At 65.6% G+C, this 16,122-nt stretch carries 14 protein-coding genes and 1 tRNA gene; 3 read left to right on the top strand and 12 right to left on the bottom strand.

Going from position 1 to position 16,122, the window contains the following annotated elements; genetic code table 11:
- Positions 1-30 precede the first annotated feature (30 nt).
- From pth to Atep_RS11910, 6 genes are all read right to left on the bottom strand, one after another.
- Positions 31-615 (bottom strand): aminoacyl-tRNA hydrolase, encoded by a 585-nt coding sequence (pth, locus tag Atep_RS11885; RefSeq protein ID WP_213378715.1) that lies wholly within the window; start codon positions 613-615, stop codon positions 31-33.
- Between the two features lie 111 nt (positions 616-726).
- Positions 727-1,326, bottom strand: a complete 600-nt coding sequence (locus Atep_RS11890; protein ID WP_213378716.1) for a 50S ribosomal protein L25/general stress protein Ctc — start codon at positions 1,324-1,326, stop codon at positions 727-729.
- 110 nt (positions 1,327-1,436) lie between these two features.
- Positions 1,437-2,390, bottom strand: coding sequence for a ribose-phosphate diphosphokinase (locus Atep_RS11895; protein ID WP_213378717.1), 954 nt, complete (start codon positions 2,388-2,390; stop codon positions 1,437-1,439).
- 43 nt (positions 2,391-2,433) lie between these two features.
- Positions 2,434-2,508: transfer RNA gene (locus Atep_RS11900), tRNA-Gln, on the bottom strand.
- Between the two features lie 27 nt (positions 2,509-2,535).
- A complete protein-coding gene (gene ispE / locus Atep_RS11905) occupies positions 2,536-3,408 on the bottom strand; it encodes a 4-(cytidine 5'-diphospho)-2-C-methyl-D-erythritol kinase (protein WP_236786178.1) in 873 nt (290 codons plus the stop codon).
- Between the two features lie 18 nt (positions 3,409-3,426).
- Positions 3,427-5,079 carry a tetratricopeptide repeat protein gene (locus tag Atep_RS11910; protein ID WP_236786180.1) on the bottom strand — a complete coding sequence of 551 codons (1,653 nt, stop codon included), beginning with the start codon at positions 5,077-5,079 and terminating at the stop codon, positions 3,427-3,429.
- Positions 5,080-5,375: 296 nt separating this feature from the next.
- Here Atep_RS11910 and hemA point away from each other — a divergent pair, with 296 nt between their 5' ends.
- Both hemA and prfA read left to right on the top strand, forming a co-directional pair.
- A complete protein-coding gene (hemA, locus tag Atep_RS11915; RefSeq protein ID WP_213378719.1) occupies positions 5,376-6,650 on the top strand; it encodes a glutamyl-tRNA reductase in 1,275 nt (424 codons plus the stop codon).
- On the top strand, positions 6,647-7,726 hold the full coding sequence (prfA, locus tag Atep_RS11920) for a peptide chain release factor 1 (protein WP_213378720.1): 1,080 nt from the start codon (positions 6,647-6,649) through the stop codon (positions 7,724-7,726). The genes hemA and prfA overlap by 4 nt, the downstream gene beginning before the upstream one ends.
- 9 nt (positions 7,727-7,735) lie before the next feature.
- Here the strand turns inward: prfA and Atep_RS11925 are convergent, their stop codons facing one another.
- The 5 genes from Atep_RS11925 to Atep_RS11945 all read right to left on the bottom strand — a co-directional run bounded on the left by Atep_RS11925 (position 7,736) and on the right by Atep_RS11945 (position 12,308).
- Positions 7,736-8,614, bottom strand: a complete 879-nt coding sequence (locus tag Atep_RS11925; RefSeq protein ID WP_213378721.1) for an SPFH domain-containing protein — start codon at positions 8,612-8,614, stop codon at positions 7,736-7,738.
- Between the two features lie 22 nt (positions 8,615-8,636).
- Positions 8,637-9,617, bottom strand: coding sequence for an SPFH domain-containing protein (locus Atep_RS11930; protein WP_213378722.1), 981 nt, complete (start codon positions 9,615-9,617; stop codon positions 8,637-8,639).
- Positions 9,618-9,685: 68 nt separating this feature from the next.
- Complete coding sequence (locus Atep_RS11935; protein ID WP_213378723.1) at positions 9,686-10,336, bottom strand: CDGSH iron-sulfur domain-containing protein; 651 nt, start codon at positions 10,334-10,336, stop codon at positions 9,686-9,688.
- Positions 10,337-10,476: 140 nt separating this feature from the next.
- The gene (locus tag Atep_RS11940; protein WP_213378724.1) at positions 10,477-11,196 is read right to left on the bottom strand and encodes a Crp/Fnr family transcriptional regulator; all 720 of its coding nucleotides are present in this window, start codon (positions 11,194-11,196) and stop codon (positions 10,477-10,479) included.
- Positions 11,197-11,294: 98 nt separating this feature from the next.
- Entirely contained in the window at positions 11,295-12,308 is a 1,014-nt protein-coding gene (locus tag Atep_RS11945) for a class 1 fructose-bisphosphatase (RefSeq protein WP_213378725.1), read from the bottom strand.
- A gap of 255 nt (positions 12,309-12,563) precedes the next feature.
- Here Atep_RS11945 and Atep_RS11950 point away from each other — a divergent pair, with 255 nt between their 5' ends.
- Positions 12,564-14,717: a putative bifunctional diguanylate cyclase/phosphodiesterase gene (locus tag Atep_RS11950; RefSeq protein WP_236786182.1), complete on the top strand. Its 2,154-nt coding sequence runs from the start codon at positions 12,564-12,566 to the stop codon at positions 14,715-14,717.
- A 27-nt stretch (positions 14,718-14,744) separates the two neighbouring features.
- Here Atep_RS11950 and flgL read toward each other — a convergent pair whose 3' ends face one another.
- On the bottom strand, positions 14,745-16,100 hold the full coding sequence (gene flgL, locus Atep_RS11955; protein ID WP_213378726.1) for a flagellar hook-associated protein FlgL: 1,356 nt from the start codon (positions 16,098-16,100) through the stop codon (positions 14,745-14,747).
- Between the last annotated feature and the right edge of the window lie 22 nt (positions 16,101-16,122).

The following is a 16,122-nucleotide window of genomic DNA, read 5'->3' on the forward strand; positions in this document are numbered from 1 at the left end:
GATGACGACGGATCGTCGCAAATCGATCGATCAGCGTTGACTGTGCAGACGATTCATCGCCAGTTGGAATCGACCCTCGACGAGTTCGGACAGCCGCTGATCGGCCTCGTCGAGTGACTCACGGATACGCGACTCGTCGTCGCGCGAGGGACGGCCCAAGACATAGCCCGTCACCAGGGTGCGGTCGCCCGGATGGGCGATGCCGATACGCAGACGCCAGAACTCGCGTGAGCCCAGCGCCGAGATGCTGTCGCGCAGACCATTGTGGCCCGCGTGTCCCCCGCCCTGCTTGATGCGCGTCACACCGACCGGCAGGTCGAGTTCGTCATGCGCGATCAGGATGCGTTCGGGGGGGATGTCGAAATAACGCGCCACGGCCACGACCGATTGGCCGCTGCGGTTCATATAGGTGGAAGGCTTGAGCAGACGCACGTCCTGACCGGCGATGCGCACGCGCGCCAGTTCGCCGAGGAACTTCGGCTCGGCGCGGAAGGACGCGCCCTGGGCGCGCGCGATGGACTCGACCCACCAGAAGCCGACGTTGTGGCGCGTCGCCTCGTATTGGGCGCCTGGATTGCCCAGACCCACGATCAGTTGAATACCGGCATCCGACATGGTCGCTCGTGTCGATCGTCGGCGCCCGCACCCGGCTCCCGGACCCAAGCCGGGGAGCCGGCGCGAGCGCCTCGCCTAAGGGATGGCTCGCCGAGAGGGAGCGCGGCCCGATCAGGCCGCCTCGCCCTCGGTCTCTTCGCCGCCGCGCGCGCCGTGGATCACGACCACGGGCTCGTCCGGATCGGGTGCATGCGCCAGGGCGACGCCCTCGGGCAGCACGAGTTCGGACAGATGCACGATCGAGCCGATCTCCATCTCGGCCATGTCGACGCCGATGAATTCGGGCAGATCCTGGGGCAGACAGACGATCTCGACTTCGGTGATGGTGTGGGAGGCCACACCGCCCATCTTGATGCCCTTGCAGGTGTCTTCGTTCAGGAAGTGCAGCGGCACCACCATCTTTAGCTTCTCATCCTGCGAGACGCGCATGAAGTCGACGTGCAGGATGAAGGGCTTGGCCGGATGGCGCTGCATGTCCTTGAGCACGACCTTGGTCACTTCATCGCCGACCTTCAGGTCGAGCACGTGCGAATAGAAGGCCTCGTGCTCCAAGTGCTTGAGCAGCTCGTTGTGCGACACCGACACCATCTCGGGATCCTGGTGCGCGCCATAGACGATGGCCGGAACCAGCCCGGTCCGGCGCAGGCGGCGGCTCGCACCCGTCCCAGTGCCGGTACGCGGCTGTGCATTGACTTCGAAACTCACGCTCATCGGCGTTCTCCGTTCATTTGGATCGTGATAAACGAAGCGCCGGAATCCCGCGACCAGGATCCCGGCGCTCTTGGAGTGCGAGCCCGGACGGCCCGCGAATAGGGTGTGACTCAGTCCACGAACAGCGAGCTGACCGACTCCTCGTTCGAGATGCGGCGCATGGTCTCGGCCAGCAGCTCGCCGATGCTCAACTGACGGATCTTGCCGCTGGCGCGTGCCGCCTCGGTCAAGGGAATGGTATTGGTGACCACCAGCTCGTCGAGCACCGAATTGGAGATATTGTCGACCGCCGGCCCCGAGAGCACCGGATGGGTGCAGTAGGCCACCACCTTGCTCGCACCATGCGCCTTGAGCGCCTCGGCGGCGCGGCAGAGCGTGCCGGCGGTGTCGACCAGATCGTCGACCAGCACGCAGGAACGCCCCTCGACGTCACCGATGATGTTCATCACCTGGGCTTCGTTCGCACGCGGGCGGCGCTTGTCGATGATCGCCAGATCCGCGTCGTCGAGCCGCTTGGCCAGCGCACGCGCGCGCACCACACCACCGACGTCGGGTGAGACCACCATGAGATCGTCGTGCGTCTGGCGCCAGATGTCGCCGAGCAGGATGGGCGAGGCGTAGACGTTGTCGACCGGGATGTCGAAGAAACCCTGGATCTGGTCGGCGTGCAGATCGACCGTCAGCACGCGGTCGGCGCCCGACTTGCTGATCATCTTGGCCACCAGACGCGCCGTGATCGGCACGCGCGCCGAGCGCGGACGCCGGTCCTGACGCGCATAGCCGAAATAGGGCACGACCGCCGTGATGCGCTTGGCCGAGGCCCAGCGCAGGGCGTCGATCATCACCAGCAGTTCCATCAGGTTGTCGTTGGTCGGCGCACAGGTCGGCTGGACCACGAAGACGTCGCGACCACGGACGTTCTCCTGGATCTCGGCCATGACCTCGCCGTCGCTGAACTGGCCGACGACGGCCTTGCCGAGCGATAGACTGAGATGACCGGCGATTTCGGCCGACAGCCCCGGGTTGGCGTTCCCGGAGAAGACCATGAGTTGGCTTGCAGGCACGGGTGGATTCCTGTCTGCGCGAATGCGAGAAAAAACCGGAAAATGGCTGGGGTGCCAGGATTCGAACCTGGGAATGCCGGGATCAAAACCCGGTGCCTTACCGCTTGGCGACACCCCAAAGGAAATGGACGCTGGCGATGGATGCTCAGTCTCGATCCAGGCGATCGAGCAAGGGCGAGCGATTGAGCCCCCTGGACACGAAGCCGCGCATCCGCACCGGTGCTCGACTCAGGGCTTCAAGGGCGCTTGATTCGTCGTCGAAGACGGCGAATACGCAGGCTCCCGTGCCCGTCAGACGACCACCACCCCAAGCGGAGAGCCAATCGAGCGCCGATTCGACTTCGGGATAGTCGCGCCGGACGACCGGCAGACAGTCGTTCGTGACATCCCCGCTCAGAAAGTCCGCTAGTGTGATGGGTCGCGAGTCGCGTGTCAATTCCGGATGACGAAAAACATCGCGCGTCGACACCGAACAGGGCGGTACCAGCACCAGATACCAGGGTTCGGGCAGATCGACCGGCTCCAGCCGCTCGCCGACGCCCTCGCCCCAGGCCGCGCGTCCGCGCACGAAGACGGGCACGTCGGCCCCGAGCGGCAGTGCGAGGGCCGACAGTGCCTCCTCGTCGAGTCCGGTGCCCCAGAGCCGGTTCAGGGCGACCAGAGTGGTGGCGGCATCCGAGCTGCCGCCGCCCAGGCCGCCGCCCATGGGCAGGTTCTTCTCACAGCGGATGTCGACCCCGAGCCGGCAGCCGGTGGCGTGCTGGAGTGCGCGTGCCGCCCGCACGGTCAGATCGTCGTCCTCGGCCACGCCCGCGAGCGCATCGACCCGGCGCACGGCACCGTCCTCGCGCAGGTCGAACCACAGCCGGTCGCCCTGTTCGATGAACTGGAAGACGGTCTGGAGTTCGTGATAGCCGTCGGGACGGCGCCCGACGACACGCAGCATCAGGTTGAGCTTGGCCGGCGCCGGCCAGGCACGCGCGCGATCGCGGTCGATCATGTCAGCCGTTTCACTCATTCGGGTTCGATTCGGGATTCAGTCCGAGGCCGTGCCCTGGCCCGAGGACTCGCTCCGGGAGAGCCGGTGCCGACCGACGACCTCCTGCAGATAGGCGTGATCCGGATGGGTCTCGACGGCCTTGTCCCACACGGCCCAGGCCTCGGCACGCCGCCCCAGCGCCCAGAGTACCTCGCCGAGATGGGCCGCGATCTCGCCATCATCGAGCCGGTCGTTGGCCTGCTGGAGATACTCCAGCGCCAGTTGCAGATCGCCGAGACGATAATGGACCCAGCCCAGACTGTCGAGGATCGCCGGTTCCTCGGGTTTGAGCGCGTGGGCGCGTTCGATGAGTTCGAGCGCCTCCTCGAACCTGTCGGTCTGGTCGGCGAGCGTGTAACCGAGCGCGTTCAGAGCATCGGCGTGCTCGGGGTCGGCCTCGATGATCCGGCGCAGGTCGCGCTCGCCGAGTTCGATCCGGCCGAGCTTCATGGCGTGCAGACCGCGCGCGTAGAGCAGGGTATCGTCGTCCGGAAAGGCGGCGAGCGCCTCGTCGTAGACGGCCCGGGCCTCGTCCGGCCGCTGCACCTCGTCGAGGATCTCGGCCTCGACCATGAACAGCGGAATGGCATTGTCCGGATCCTGATCGCGCATCCGTTGCAGGATCTCACGCGCCTGCGTCACCTCGCCGCGCTTGGCGCGCAGAAAGGCGATGCGTATCCGGGCATCACTGCCGCTCGCTCCGCTCACCTTGCCGTACCAGTCGAGCGCGGTCGCGACATCCTCGGCACGCTCGGCGGTCTGGCCCAGATAGAAGGCCGCCTCGTCCTGACGCTGACCGGTCTCGTAGAGCCGCCCGAAGTGCAGCCGGGCCCCGGCCAGATCCTCCAACTGGAGCGAGAGGATACCGACAGCGAAGAGCACGTCCGGATCCTTGGGATACTCACGCAGCATCCGTTCGAAGACTTCACGCGCGGTCGAGAATTCTCGCTCGTCGACCAGCAACCGGCCATAGAGCATCTTGAGCGCCCGGTCGCCGGGATTCGCTTCGACGAACGACTCCAACAGGGCGCGTGCCTGCGAATCCTTGTCATCCGAGAGCAGCAGGCGCACCAGGAACAACCGGGGCGCGTTCCAGTCCGGGCGCAGATCCATGGCGCGCCGTGCCGCGCGCTCGGCGACTTCGGGCTGCGAGAGGCTGGCCGCGAGCATGGCCAGCGCCTGATGGGCGTCCGCACTCTCCGGGAAGCGCTCGACCAGTGACTCCATCAGCGCGAGGCGCTCTTCCGGGGTCGGCAGCCGCTCCAGGATGGCCGCCGCCTTGGCGAAGGCCGTCTCACCGCCCTCCCCCGACAGCTCGACCAGACGTTGGAGATGGATCAGGGCGCCCTCGCGATCCTCGGCCTTGATCCGCAGGAAGGCCGCCACCTGATGGGCGTCCGGCGCATTGGGCGCGAGTGTGAGCCACAGCATCATGGCCTCGCCGGCGGCGGCATCGTCCTCGGCGCTGATGGCCGCACGCACCGCCAGTTCGGCCAGCTCGGGCGCGCGGGTCAGCTCGGCGGCCTTGAGATAATGGGTGAAGGCCAGACGCATGTCGCCCCGGCGTCCCGCGACCTCAGCGACCAGGATATGGTAAACCTGATCCGGCGTCAGCCCGGCGATGGGCTTGGGCGCGGTCGGTTTGCTCACGACCGGCGGACTCGTGGTAGCCGACACCGGCGGCTCAGGGAGGGCCGGGACGGCGCCCACCTGGAACCACAGAGCCAGACCGAGCAAGACAGAGGTGGACGGAAAGCGCTGAACGGTCATGTTGAATCGTCCTAAGGATGAGCAACGGGCGGGCGGCATCGCCGTTGCGGGGGCGGAAGTATAGCCAACCGGCGGGCACGGACTGAAGCACCCCGCACGGGCATCATTTCGACAAAAAAATTGGTAACATTGCGCCGCGTCTCACCATCCCAACATCAGAGCGACACGAATTCAATATGAAGCTGCTTGTCCTCGGACTCAACCACAAGACCGCTCCGGTCGACATCCGTGAGCGACTGGCCTTCGGTCCGGACATCATCGCCGGTGCGTTGCGTGACTTGACCGGGTGCGATGGCGTCCTCGAGGGGGTCATCCTCTCGACCTGCAACCGTACCGAACTCTATTGTGCCGTCCAGGACGGCGCAGAGGAAACGCTGCGGCGCTGGCTGAGCGGATTCCACGGCATCGAGCACGAACGGATCGACCCCTTCCTCTATGCCCATGCCGATCGTGATGCCGTCGTCCATCTGCTGCGCGTCTCCAGCGGACTGGATTCGCTGGTGCTCGGCGAGCCGCAGATCCTCGGCCAGGTCAAGACCGCCTATCAGACCGCCAGCGACTGTTCGGCCACCGGTAAGCTGCTGGGCCGGCTGTTCCAGCATACCTTCTCGGTGGCCAAGACGGTGCGCACCGAGACGGCGATCGGTTCCAACCCGGTGTCCGTGGCCTTCGCCGCCGTCAATCTGGCGCGCCAGATCTTCTCGGATCTCTCCAAGCAGACCGCGCTCCTGATCGGTGCCGGCGAGACCATCGAGCTGGCCGCGCGCCATCTGCATCACAACGGCGTCGGGCGCATCATCGTCGCCAACCGCACGGTCGAGCGCGCGCATGATCTGGCGGCCCAGTTCGAGGGCTTCGCCATCTCGCTGACCGAGATCGCCAACCATCTGCCCGAGGCCGACATCGTCATCGCCTCCACCGCCAGCCCGTTGCCGGTGCTCGGCAAGGGTACGGTCGAGCGCGCACTCAAGAAGCGCAAGCACCGGCCCATCTTCATGGTCGACATCGCGGTACCGCGCGACATCGAGCCGGAAGTCGGCGAGCTGAGCGACGTCTATCTCTATACGGTCGACGATCTGAAGGGCGTCATCGATGAGAGTCTGCGCTCGCGTCAGGCCGCTGCCGTGCAGGCCGAGGAGATCATCGATTTCCACTCCGGCGAGTTCATGGCCTGGCTGCGTTCGCTCGATGCCGCCGGTCTGATCCAGGACTACCGTCAGCGTTCCGAGGAACTGCGCGACGAGGTGCTCGCCCGCGCGCGTCGCCAGCTCGAAGCCGGCAAGCCTCCGCTCGAGGTGCTCAACTTCCTCGCTCATACACTGACCAACAAGCTGCTGCACGCGCCCAGCTCGCGACTGCGTCAGGCCGCGCGTGACGGGGATGCCGTCATCCTGGAAGCGGCCAACGAGCTGTTCCAACTGGCTCCTGAGCGGTCGCAGTCCAACGTATGACCCCATCGATTCGCGCCAAGCTGGAGCGCATCGCCGAGCGTTTCGGCGAGGTCATGGCGCTCCTGGCCGAGCCTGGAACTCAGTCCGACCAGGGGCGTTTTCGCGATCTCAGTCGCGAGTATGCTCAGCTCCAGCCGCTGATGGAGTGCTACGAACGCTATCGGGACGCCGAGCGCGATCTGGCCGCTGCCGAAGAGCTACTGGCCGATGCCGAGATGGCCGCGCTCGCCAGAGATGAGATCGAGACCGCGCGCGGACGTCTGGACGTGCTCGAACCCGAGTTGCAAACGCTCCTCATCCCGCCGGATCCCAACGATCAATGCAATGCCTTCCTCGAAATCCGCGCCGGGACGGGTGGAGCCGAGGCGGCGCTGTTCGCCGGCGATCTGATGCGCATGTACATGCGTTACGCGGAACTGCTCGGCTGGCGCACCGAACAGGTCTCGGCCAGCGAGGGCGAGCTGGGGGGATATAAGGAGGTCGTGATCCGGGTCAGCGGTAGCGGGGTCTATTCGCGGCTGAAGTTCGAGCCGGGCGCGCATCGCGTCCAGCGCGTGCCCGAGACCGAGTCCCAGGGCCGTATCCATACCTCGGCCTGTACCGTCGCCGTGCTGCCCGAGGCCGAATCGATCGACGCCATCGACATCAACCCCAACGATCTGCGCATCGACACCTATCGCTCATCCGGCGCCGGCGGTCAGCACGTCAACAAGACCGATTCGGCGATCCGCATCACGCATCTGCCCTCTGGCCTCGTCGTCGAGTGTCAGGAAGAGCGCTCGCAGCACAAGAACCGCGCCAAGGCCATGGCCCTGCTGCACGCCAAGCTGCTCGCCGGTGCGCGCGAGACGCAGGCCGGCGAGCAGTCCGAGTCGCGCAGGCTCCAGGTCGGTAGTGGGGATCGTTCCGAGCGCATCCGCACCTACAACTTCCCGCAGAACCGGCTGACCGATCATCGTATCAACCTCACGCTCTACAAGCTCGACGAGGTGATGACCGGGCAGCTCGATCAGGTCATAGATCCCCTGCTGGCCGAATATCGTGCCGAACAGCTCGCGGCCATGATGGCGGGCTGAGGGCGTTCCCTACAACTGGACCAGGATCTCCGAGTCGACCGGCAGCACGTCGACCTGTGCCCCCGAGGCGATGAGCTGCTCGGTCTCCATGACCTCCATCACCGCGTTCAGCACCTCGGGATCCTGCCGGGCGATGGCGTTGAGCGCCTCACCGACGATCGCCGGACGCGCGGCGGCGGCCTCGGCCATCTTCTGCGACACCTTATAGGCGGTCTCGCTCTTGATCAGACCGACGCGGTTCTCGCCGTCCTGCTTCATGGCGCTCGTGACCTGCACCAGCCGCTTGACCACCTTGTCGGTGATGTTGTCGACCATCTGGCGGTCGGTGAAAGCGACCTTGCGGATATAGACCGAGCCGAGCGCATAGCCCCATTGCTCCGAGAGCGGCGAGACGGCGGCGCGCACCCGGCGACTGAGCAGATGGCGGTCCTCCAGCATCTTGTCCATCTCCAGATTGCTCAGGGTCGAGATGGTCGAGCTGGCGACATTGGCCTGGAGTGAGCCTTCGGGATTGGCGTTGCTGAAGAGATAGGCGACCGGATCGCTGACCTGCATCTCGTACCAGATGCCGACGCCCATGGGCGTGCCCTCCTCCGAGTTGACCATCTGATCGCGCAGATAGTGCTGACGCAGACAGGTCGGCACCTTGTAGAGCTTGCCGAAGAAGGGCACCAGTAGCGCCTTGACGCCGAAATAGCCGAGCGGAAAGCGCAGACCCGGTTCGTCGAGCGTACCGAGCACCTTGCCGAACAGGGTGAACACCTGTGCCTCGCGCTCGCGCACGATGGCATAGAGTCCGAGTGCACGTGCGATGGCGAGCAGGATCGGGATATAGAGCACGCCGATCACGAAGGCGAAGATGGGACCGAACGAGAAATCGAAGAACATGACGAGGGCCTCCGGGGTCGCGTTACTTGGGTGCGGCAGTCTGCACGATGCGCGTGGCGCGACCGAGCAGGGGTACCCGGAGATTGCGGATGTAAGTCCGCAGCGCGCCCGGTCCGCCAGTGGCCTTGATGCGGGCGAGCGTATCGGCCAGTTCCTTCAGGGGCGCGACCTCGGCCTGGGCGTTGTTGCGCGCGATCTCGACGGCACGCTTGCTCATGGTGATCTGCTGTTCGGCATCGGCGCGCGCGGTCGAGATGTCGGCGGCGACCTGATTGCGCGTGGTGTTGATGGCCGAGAGCGCGCGGTCGACCTCGGGCGGCGGGTCGATCTGGGTGATGAGCGCGGCGTCGAGTTCGATGCCGTAGCGTGCGCCGGTCGAGCGGCACTGCTGCTCCATGTAGTCGTTCAGGAGCGGCAGGTTCTTGCGCAGGTCGTTGATGGAGACGCCCTCGGAGAGTTCGGCCGCCGCGCTGCCGGTGCTCAGTTCGGTGTCGCCGACCAGGTTCTGGCCCTTGGGATCGACGAAGTTGGCGATGCGCTCGCGCAGCACCGAGATGAAATAGCCCATGACGTGCTCCAGCGGCTTGTCGACGCCGAAGAAATAGGCATAGAGGTTGTTCTCGCAGACGCGGAAGCGGATCTGACCGCCGACGCCCGTGGTGAGGTTGTCCTTGGTGACGGCCTCGATGGTGTGCTGGGACTTGGTCGGATCCCAGGTCAGGTCGATGGCCTCGGTGACGACCCGGACCTTGTGCACCTCCTGCCAGGGCCATTTGAAGTAGGGTCCGCCGGGACCGATGACCTGGAGACGCGGGAAGCGGTAGCGTTGCTTCTCCTCATCGGTGAGCGAGTCGTCCTCGACCATGAGGCGCCCGATCCGCTGGGCGCGTCCGAACGAGGTGATGATGGCCCGTTCATCGGGCTTGACGGTGTAGAAGGCGCGGATGAGGACCGTGTAGACGACGAAGACGAGCATGCCGAGCAGAAAGGCTGTGACCTGCATAGCTGACTCCCGTTGAGTGATTGGCGAGAGTCAGCATAGGCCATGCGTGCGCGTCCTGTCTCGGCGCGTCAGTCCGACTTGAACCCGGCGGCGCGGTGGCTGCCGTCGCAGAACGGCTTGTTCTTCGATGCCCCGCAGCGACAGAGTGCGGTCTGCGTCCCATGCCAGGCCTCGCGCCCGGAGCCGGCGATCAGGGTCAGATTGCCTTCGAGCTTGAGCGGACCGTCGGGCATCACCCGCACCTTCAGCGGACCGCCGCGATCGCTCAGTCCGGGGCCGCGTGAGCCGATCGCGCCGCCGTCCTCGAACCGCGCCTCGGCATGGCTGTTGTCGCAGAACGGCTTGTTCTTGGACGCCCCGCAGCGACAGAGCGCCACGCGCCGACTCACGCCCGGCATGTCGTCCGGCGCACCTTCGAGCTCCAGATCACCGCTGAGATAGAGCGGACCATTGTTGGCGACCATGACCCGATTCTCGCCCGGAGCCGGTTCAGGCTCGCCGGTCTTGTCTCGATAACTCAGGGCGCCGGTCGGACAGCGCTCGACCACTTCGCGCACTTCCGCGCGCGACACGGCATCGGGCCGGCACCAGGGCTCGCGCCCGCCGACGAACAGCTCGCCCTCGGCCTTGCCGCACTCACCGAGATGGATACAGAGTCGCCCATCCCAACTGACGTCGATCTCCCGGCCCTCGAAGACGGTGATTGGCTCATTGCTCATTGGCTATCCCCTGGTGATTCCGTGATGATGGTGGATGGTAGGGCCGTGAACTCACGATCGAAAGGCGTCACGACACATGGCCCGGCCAGTCCGGACATGGGGCGAGTCCCGGATGAATCCAAGACGAGCGACCCTAGGATTCAGGGCCGCTGCGACCCCAGAGTGCCGATCGAGAAGGGTCCGGGTTCGAGCGCGTCGGTCAGTTCGGCGATCTCCAGCAGCGCCCGCTGATCGAGCACGCTCACCAGCGTGCCGTCCATACGGATGATACCCTGGTCACTGAGCGACTTGATGACACGCGAGAAGGTCTCGGGCTGCACCGACAACCGCGAGGCCAGCACCCCCTTGCGCACGTCGAGTTCGAGCGACCGCGCGCCCGGCGGCAGATGCGAAGCGAGATAACGGGCGACACGACTGGTCGCGGTGTGCAGCGTCAGGTCGTCGATCTCGCCGATGAGACCGCGCAGACGCTGGCTCAGGGCACCGAGCAGCACGAAGCAGGTGTCGACCGACTCGCGCAGCATGGCGGCGAAATCCGCCGTATCGATGGCGATCAGCTCCGAGTCGGCGAGCGCCGCCGCGCAGACCGGATAGCGGGGCGCATTGAGGAACATCAGCGCCTCGGCGAAGGTCTGGCCGGGACTGACGATCTCGATGACCTTCTCGGCGCCCTCGGGCGAGAGCCGGAACAGCCGCATCCGGCCCGAGAGCAGGAGATAGAAGCGCGTGGCCGGATCGCCCTGGCTGAAGAGCAGTTGCTCGGCGTTCAGCTTGACGCGGCTCGCGTGCCGGGCGACCCGCTGGAGCTGGGTCGCTTCGAGACGCGAGAGCAGGGGCGCACGGCGCAGTTCATCGATCATACGAGCGGTTCCAAGCGCTGGAGTGTCTGGGTGACGATGGCCGGACGACCGAATCGCCCATGACGCTCGACACCAAACGCCGCTCGCCGACCCTCGCCTCAATCCGGCTGATGATACCCCAGGATGCGCTCGACCTCGTTCTTGGAGCCGAGGATCACGGGCACGCGCTGGTGCAGGGATTCGGGCTGGAGTTCGAGGATGCGCTCGCGGCCGGTGATCGAGCCGCCGCCGGCCTGTTCGACGATGAAGGACATGGGATTGGCCTCATAGAGCAGACGCAGCTTGCCGCCCTGCCCCTTGGCCTGCATCTTCGAGTCCATCGGATACATGAAGACGCCGCCGCGGGTCAGGATGCGATGCACCTCGGCGACCATGGAGGCGATCCAGCGCATGTTGAAATCCTCGCCGCGCGGGCCTTCCTTGCCGTCCAGACACTCCTGCACATAGCGGCGCACCGGCGGCTCCCAGAAACGCATGTTGGACATGTTGATCGCGAACTCGCGCGTGTCGGCCGGGATCCGCATCCGGGGATGGGTGAGGATGAACTCGCCGATGTTCTGATCGAGCGTGAAGCCGTTGACCCCGTTGCCCGTGGTCAGGACCATCATGGTCGAGGGACCGTAGAGGGCGTAACCGGCCGCGACCTGCTGGGTACCGGCCTGGAGGAAGTCGCGCTCGGTCGGCTCGGCCCCGCCGCCCGGACAGCGCAGGATCGAGAAGATGGTGCCGACCGAGACATTGACGTCGATGTTGGAGGAGCCGTCGAGCGGGTCGAAGGTCAGCAGATACTTGCCGCGCGGATACTGCTTGGGGATAGAGTAGATCTCGTCCATCTCCTCCGAGGCCATGGCCGCCAGGTGTCCGGCCCACTCGTTGGACTTGATGAAGACCTCGTTGGAGAGCACGTCGAGCTTCTTCTGAGTCTCACCCTGAACGTTCTCGGTGTCGGCGCTGCCCAGGACGCCGACCAGGGCGCCGTGGTTGACCAGGTGGCTGATGACCTTGCAGGCCGTGACCACGTCGTTGAGCAGCGAGGTGAAGTCGCCGGTGGCGCCGGCGATGTGGCGCTGCTCCTCGATGATGAACTGGGTGATGCTGGTACCGTTGTGCATACTGCTCCTCGTCTCGAATTCAATCCGAAGTATTGTTTTGTCGGTGACGCAGTATAAGGCCCTTGGCGGCCGGACAGAACCCCGGACGTGACCCTTGGCGGACGGTGCGCGCCGACCCGGCAGGTCGGGAAAACCCGTGCAGTCACCGAGACGATCCTTATGGCTATACTAGGCGCCCGTTGCGCGTGAACGAGACGAGCATCCGATCGCCGGTCGCCCTCCACGTCTCGCCATGGGTCGCCCTCTTCCCAATCCATGTCACTGCCTGCCACGATGCCCGATCACGACGAACACCACGCGCGAAACGATACGGTCGATCTCGACGTCTGGCGCGGCAGCGAGCACTCCATGGCGCTCTACGCGGACATCTTCGCGGCCCTGCCCGATCCCATCGCCCTAGTCGACCGCGGCTGCCGGCTGCTGGCGGCCAACCCGGCCTTTCTCGCCGCCATCGCCCTTGAACCGGGCGCATCGACCGGACGCCCCTTCATGGAACTGTGCGGGGCAAGTGCGTTGACGACCCTGGTCTACCGCCATCTCGGAACCTGTCTGGATCAGGAGCAAGCCATCGTCGAGGATTGGCTCGAAACCACCGACAGCGGTATCCGGCGCGAGCATGAGGTCCGATTGCGTCCGTGTCGCGACGCTCAGGGCGGCGTCGGCGGGATCGTCATCGAGTTACGCGACGTGACGGCCATACGCGAGGCCGAGCGCCGGTTGCTGCAATCGGCCGCCGTCTATGCGGCCACTTCGGAGGGTGTCCTGATCACGGACCCCGAGGGCATCGTGGTCGCGGTCAACGCCGCCTTCACCCAGATCACCGGCTATTCGGAAGCCGAGATCCTGGGCCGTAAGCCGAGCCTGCTCAACGCGCAATGGCACAGCCGGGGATTCTTCGTCAGCCTGTGGCGACGCCTGCTCAGACAGGGCTCCTGGCAGGGCGAGATCTGGAACAGGCGCAAGAACGGCGAGATCTACCGTCAGCGCCTGACCATCCGGCGCGTACTCGACCCGCGCGGCAAACCGGTCAACTTCGTCGGTCTCTTCGCCGAGCGCACGGCCTCCTCCAGCACGCCGCGGCTGGCCGAACACCTCATCCACTACGATGCCCTGACCAAGCTGCCCAACCGTCTGCTGTTCGAGTCGCGCCTGGATCATGCCATCGAACTCGGTCGGCGCAAGGAGTCGCCCCTGGCGCTGTTCATCGTCGATCTGGATCATTTCTCGCACATCAACGCCAGTCTCGGTTATCAGATCGGCGACGATCTGTTGCGCGCCATCGGACTCAGGCTGCGTGAGACGATCCGTCCATCCGACACCCTGGCCCGATTGCGCGCCGATCAGTTCGCGCTCCTGTTCGAGGAGATCGATGAGACCGAGGAGGTGGTACTCATCGCCAACCGGCTCAAGATGCTCATGAGCGCGCCCGTTTGGATCCGCGGCCATCAACTGCACGTCAATCTCAGCATCGGCATCGCCGTGAGCACAGAACTGCGCGAGGATCGTCGGGCGCTCATGGCCAATGCCGAATCCGCGCTCAGACAGGTCAAGCGCCAGGGACGCAATGGCTTCAAGATCCTGGCGAGCGCGCCGGATCAGGTCGCGCGCGAGCACCAGCGCCTGCTCGACCGGCTGCGCGCGGCACTGGGCACGCCCGAGCTCCAGCTCCATTACCGCCCCGGCATGGACATGAGCACGGAGACCTTCGATTCGGTCACGGTCTCCATCCATTGGGAGTCGCCCGAGCTGGGCGTGATCACACAGGAACGGCTGCTCCCGCTGGCCGAGGAGAGCGGGCTGATCCTGGAGTTGGGTGACTGGATGCTCACCCAGGCCTGCCGGCAGCTCCAGGACTGGATCGACCGCAGGCTGAAGATCAAGCGCCTCGTCGTCGAGATCGGCGAGGTGCAGCTCACGCGCGGGGATCTGGCACGGACGCTGGCCCAGCGCCTGGAGGACTATCCGGCGGCCGCCACGCGCCTGGATCTGGAGTTCAGCGAGCGCCTGCTCGTCAAGCATCGCGAACAGATCGCCGAGGTCTTCCAGGGGTTGAACGAGCTGGGCGTCGGGATCTGTCTGGGGGAGGTCGGCATCGGCTGGACCGCGCCGGCGGTGCTGCAACGGCTCCCGATCCGCACGCTCAAGATCCATTCGAGCTTCATCGAGGCCCTGCCCGATGCCCATCACGAGCTGGCCGTGGTCGAGGCGCTGATCGCCATGGCGCAGGCGCTGGGGCTGGAGATCCGTGCCGATGGCGTGCGTACCAAGGAGCAGCAGTATCAACTGCTCAGCATCGGCTGTCTCAAGGCCCAGGGGGATCTGTTCGGCGAGCCGCTGAGCGCGGCCCAGTTCGAATCCTGGCTCGATCCCCAGCCGGTGCCGAAAAAACCCGCGCCGCTCGGCAATTGAGGGCAGGGCGCGAGGCGACGCGACGCCTCAGAGGAAGTTGAAGAGCGAGAGTCGACTGACCTGGACATAGGTCTGCTGCGCGGCCTGCAGGACGGTCTGCTGGAGCTGGAAGCGACTGATGGCCTCGGCGTAGTCGAGATCCTGGATATCGGAGAGAGTGCTCTTGAGATCCACCAGACGTTCGTCGTTGAGTTCGGTCTGGATGTCGATCGTGTCGAGCCGCAGACCGACCGAGGTGCGGACCTCGTTGACCCGCCCCAGGCCCGAGTCGAGGTTGCGCAGAGCCATGCTGGTGGCGCGCGACAGCGTCTCGCGACCCGTCTCGTCGGTCGCGGGCGTCTCGAAGGCCGTGGCGATGTCGTCGAGTGTCTTGAAGATGTCGACCTGGGTGATGGGGCGCGAGATGACTTCGTCGTCGCTGTAGGGGTTGGCCGCGAGATCGGCCGGTGTGGCCGGACCGCCGGTGAGGGTGACACGACGGCCGGCGAACTCGATTTCAGTCGGCTTGCCGGGTGGCGTGGGCGGAACGAAGTTGCCGGCGACATCCGCTGAGCCATAGACCCCGCCAAGATACTTGCCATCGGTATCCTTCACGGCATTGCCGTCCATGTCGACGATTTGGTACTCGACCGGGCCGGATCGGCCAATGAGCGGATCGGTATTCTCCGGAGGAAACTTGAAGCGAATCCTGAAGGATTCGCCGGCACTATTGAGCGCCTCATCCAGGTTCGCCACTTCCACCTTCGTCACGTCCAGGGTGCTGGTCGTAGTGGCCGGCTTCACGACCGCCTCGGTCAGCAGACCGCTGCGCTCCGGGATGTTCATGAAGACATGGGCGCCCGTGTCGCCGGTGGCGACACGGCGATTGCTGGTGATATCGACCTCGCGGATGGCCCCCGGCCCCTCGGCCCCGACATAGGTCACGCGACCGTCGTCACCGACGACGAACGGCTGATGCTGCGAGCGCGTGCCCGCGAAGAGATACTCGCCATTGGTATCCTGACTGTTGGCCAGCCCTAGGATGTCCGCGCGGAGCTGACGGATCTCGCCGGCGATGATCTTGCGGTTCTCCGGGTTGTAGGTGTCGTTGTTGCCCGCGACCACCAGCTCGCGCACGCGCTGCAAGGCATTGCCCAGGGCGACGAGCTGCGACTCCTCGTACTCGAGCTTGGGCTTGGCGTAGTCGGAATTGCGCTGATATTGCTCGGTGTTCTTGATGGCCGCCTTGAAGTGCACGGCCTGGGTCGCCCCGCCCGGATCGTCGGCGGGTGTCAGGATCCGCCGGCCCGTGGCCAGTTGCAGGCCGGTCTTGTTGAGCTTCGACTGCGCGCCCTGCATGGCCGAGAGACCCGACTGAAAGATCTGGCTGGTTGAGATTCTCATCGGCTCCAATCCTCCGGGCGCG

The organism is Allochromatium tepidum (genome assembly GCF_018409545.1).
GTDB classification, from domain to species: domain Bacteria; phylum Pseudomonadota; class Gammaproteobacteria; order Chromatiales; family Chromatiaceae; genus Thermochromatium; species Thermochromatium tepidum_A.

Bases quoted from the DNA above. Each gene is read 5' to 3' on its own strand.
- Atep_RS11890 (WP_213378716.1), bottom strand. From the start codon at position 1,326: ATGAGCGTGAGTTTCGAAGTCAATGCACAGCCGCGTACCGGCACTGGG.
- Atep_RS11925 (WP_213378721.1), bottom strand. From the start codon at position 8,614: ATGTTCTTCGATTTCTCGTTCGGTCCCATCTTCGCCTTCGTGATCGGC.
- Atep_RS11935 (WP_213378723.1), bottom strand. From the start codon at position 10,336: ATGAGCAATGAGCCAATCACCGTCTTCGAGGGCCGGGAGATCGACGTC.
- flgL (WP_213378726.1), bottom strand. From the start codon at position 16,100: ATGAGAATCTCAACCAGCCAGATCTTTCAGTCGGGTCTCTCGGCCATG.
- pth (WP_213378715.1), bottom strand. From the start codon at position 615: ATGTCGGATGCCGGTATTCAACTGATCGTGGGTCTGGGCAATCCAGGC.
- Atep_RS11940 (WP_213378724.1), bottom strand. From the start codon at position 11,196: ATGATCGATGAACTGCGCCGTGCGCCCCTGCTCTCGCGTCTCGAAGCG.
- Atep_RS11950 (WP_236786182.1), top strand. From the start codon at position 12,564: ATGTCACTGCCTGCCACGATGCCCGATCACGACGAACACCACGCGCGA.
- ispE (WP_236786178.1), bottom strand. From the start codon at position 3,408: ATGAGTGAAACGGCTGACATGATCGACCGCGATCGCGCGCGTGCCTGG.
- Atep_RS11930 (WP_213378722.1), bottom strand. From the start codon at position 9,617: ATGCAGGTCACAGCCTTTCTGCTCGGCATGCTCGTCTTCGTCGTCTAC.
- prfA (WP_213378720.1), top strand. From the start codon at position 6,647: ATGACCCCATCGATTCGCGCCAAGCTGGAGCGCATCGCCGAGCGTTTC.
- Atep_RS11945 (WP_213378725.1), bottom strand. From the start codon at position 12,308: ATGCACAACGGTACCAGCATCACCCAGTTCATCATCGAGGAGCAGCGC.
- hemA (WP_213378719.1), top strand. From the start codon at position 5,376: ATGAAGCTGCTTGTCCTCGGACTCAACCACAAGACCGCTCCGGTCGAC.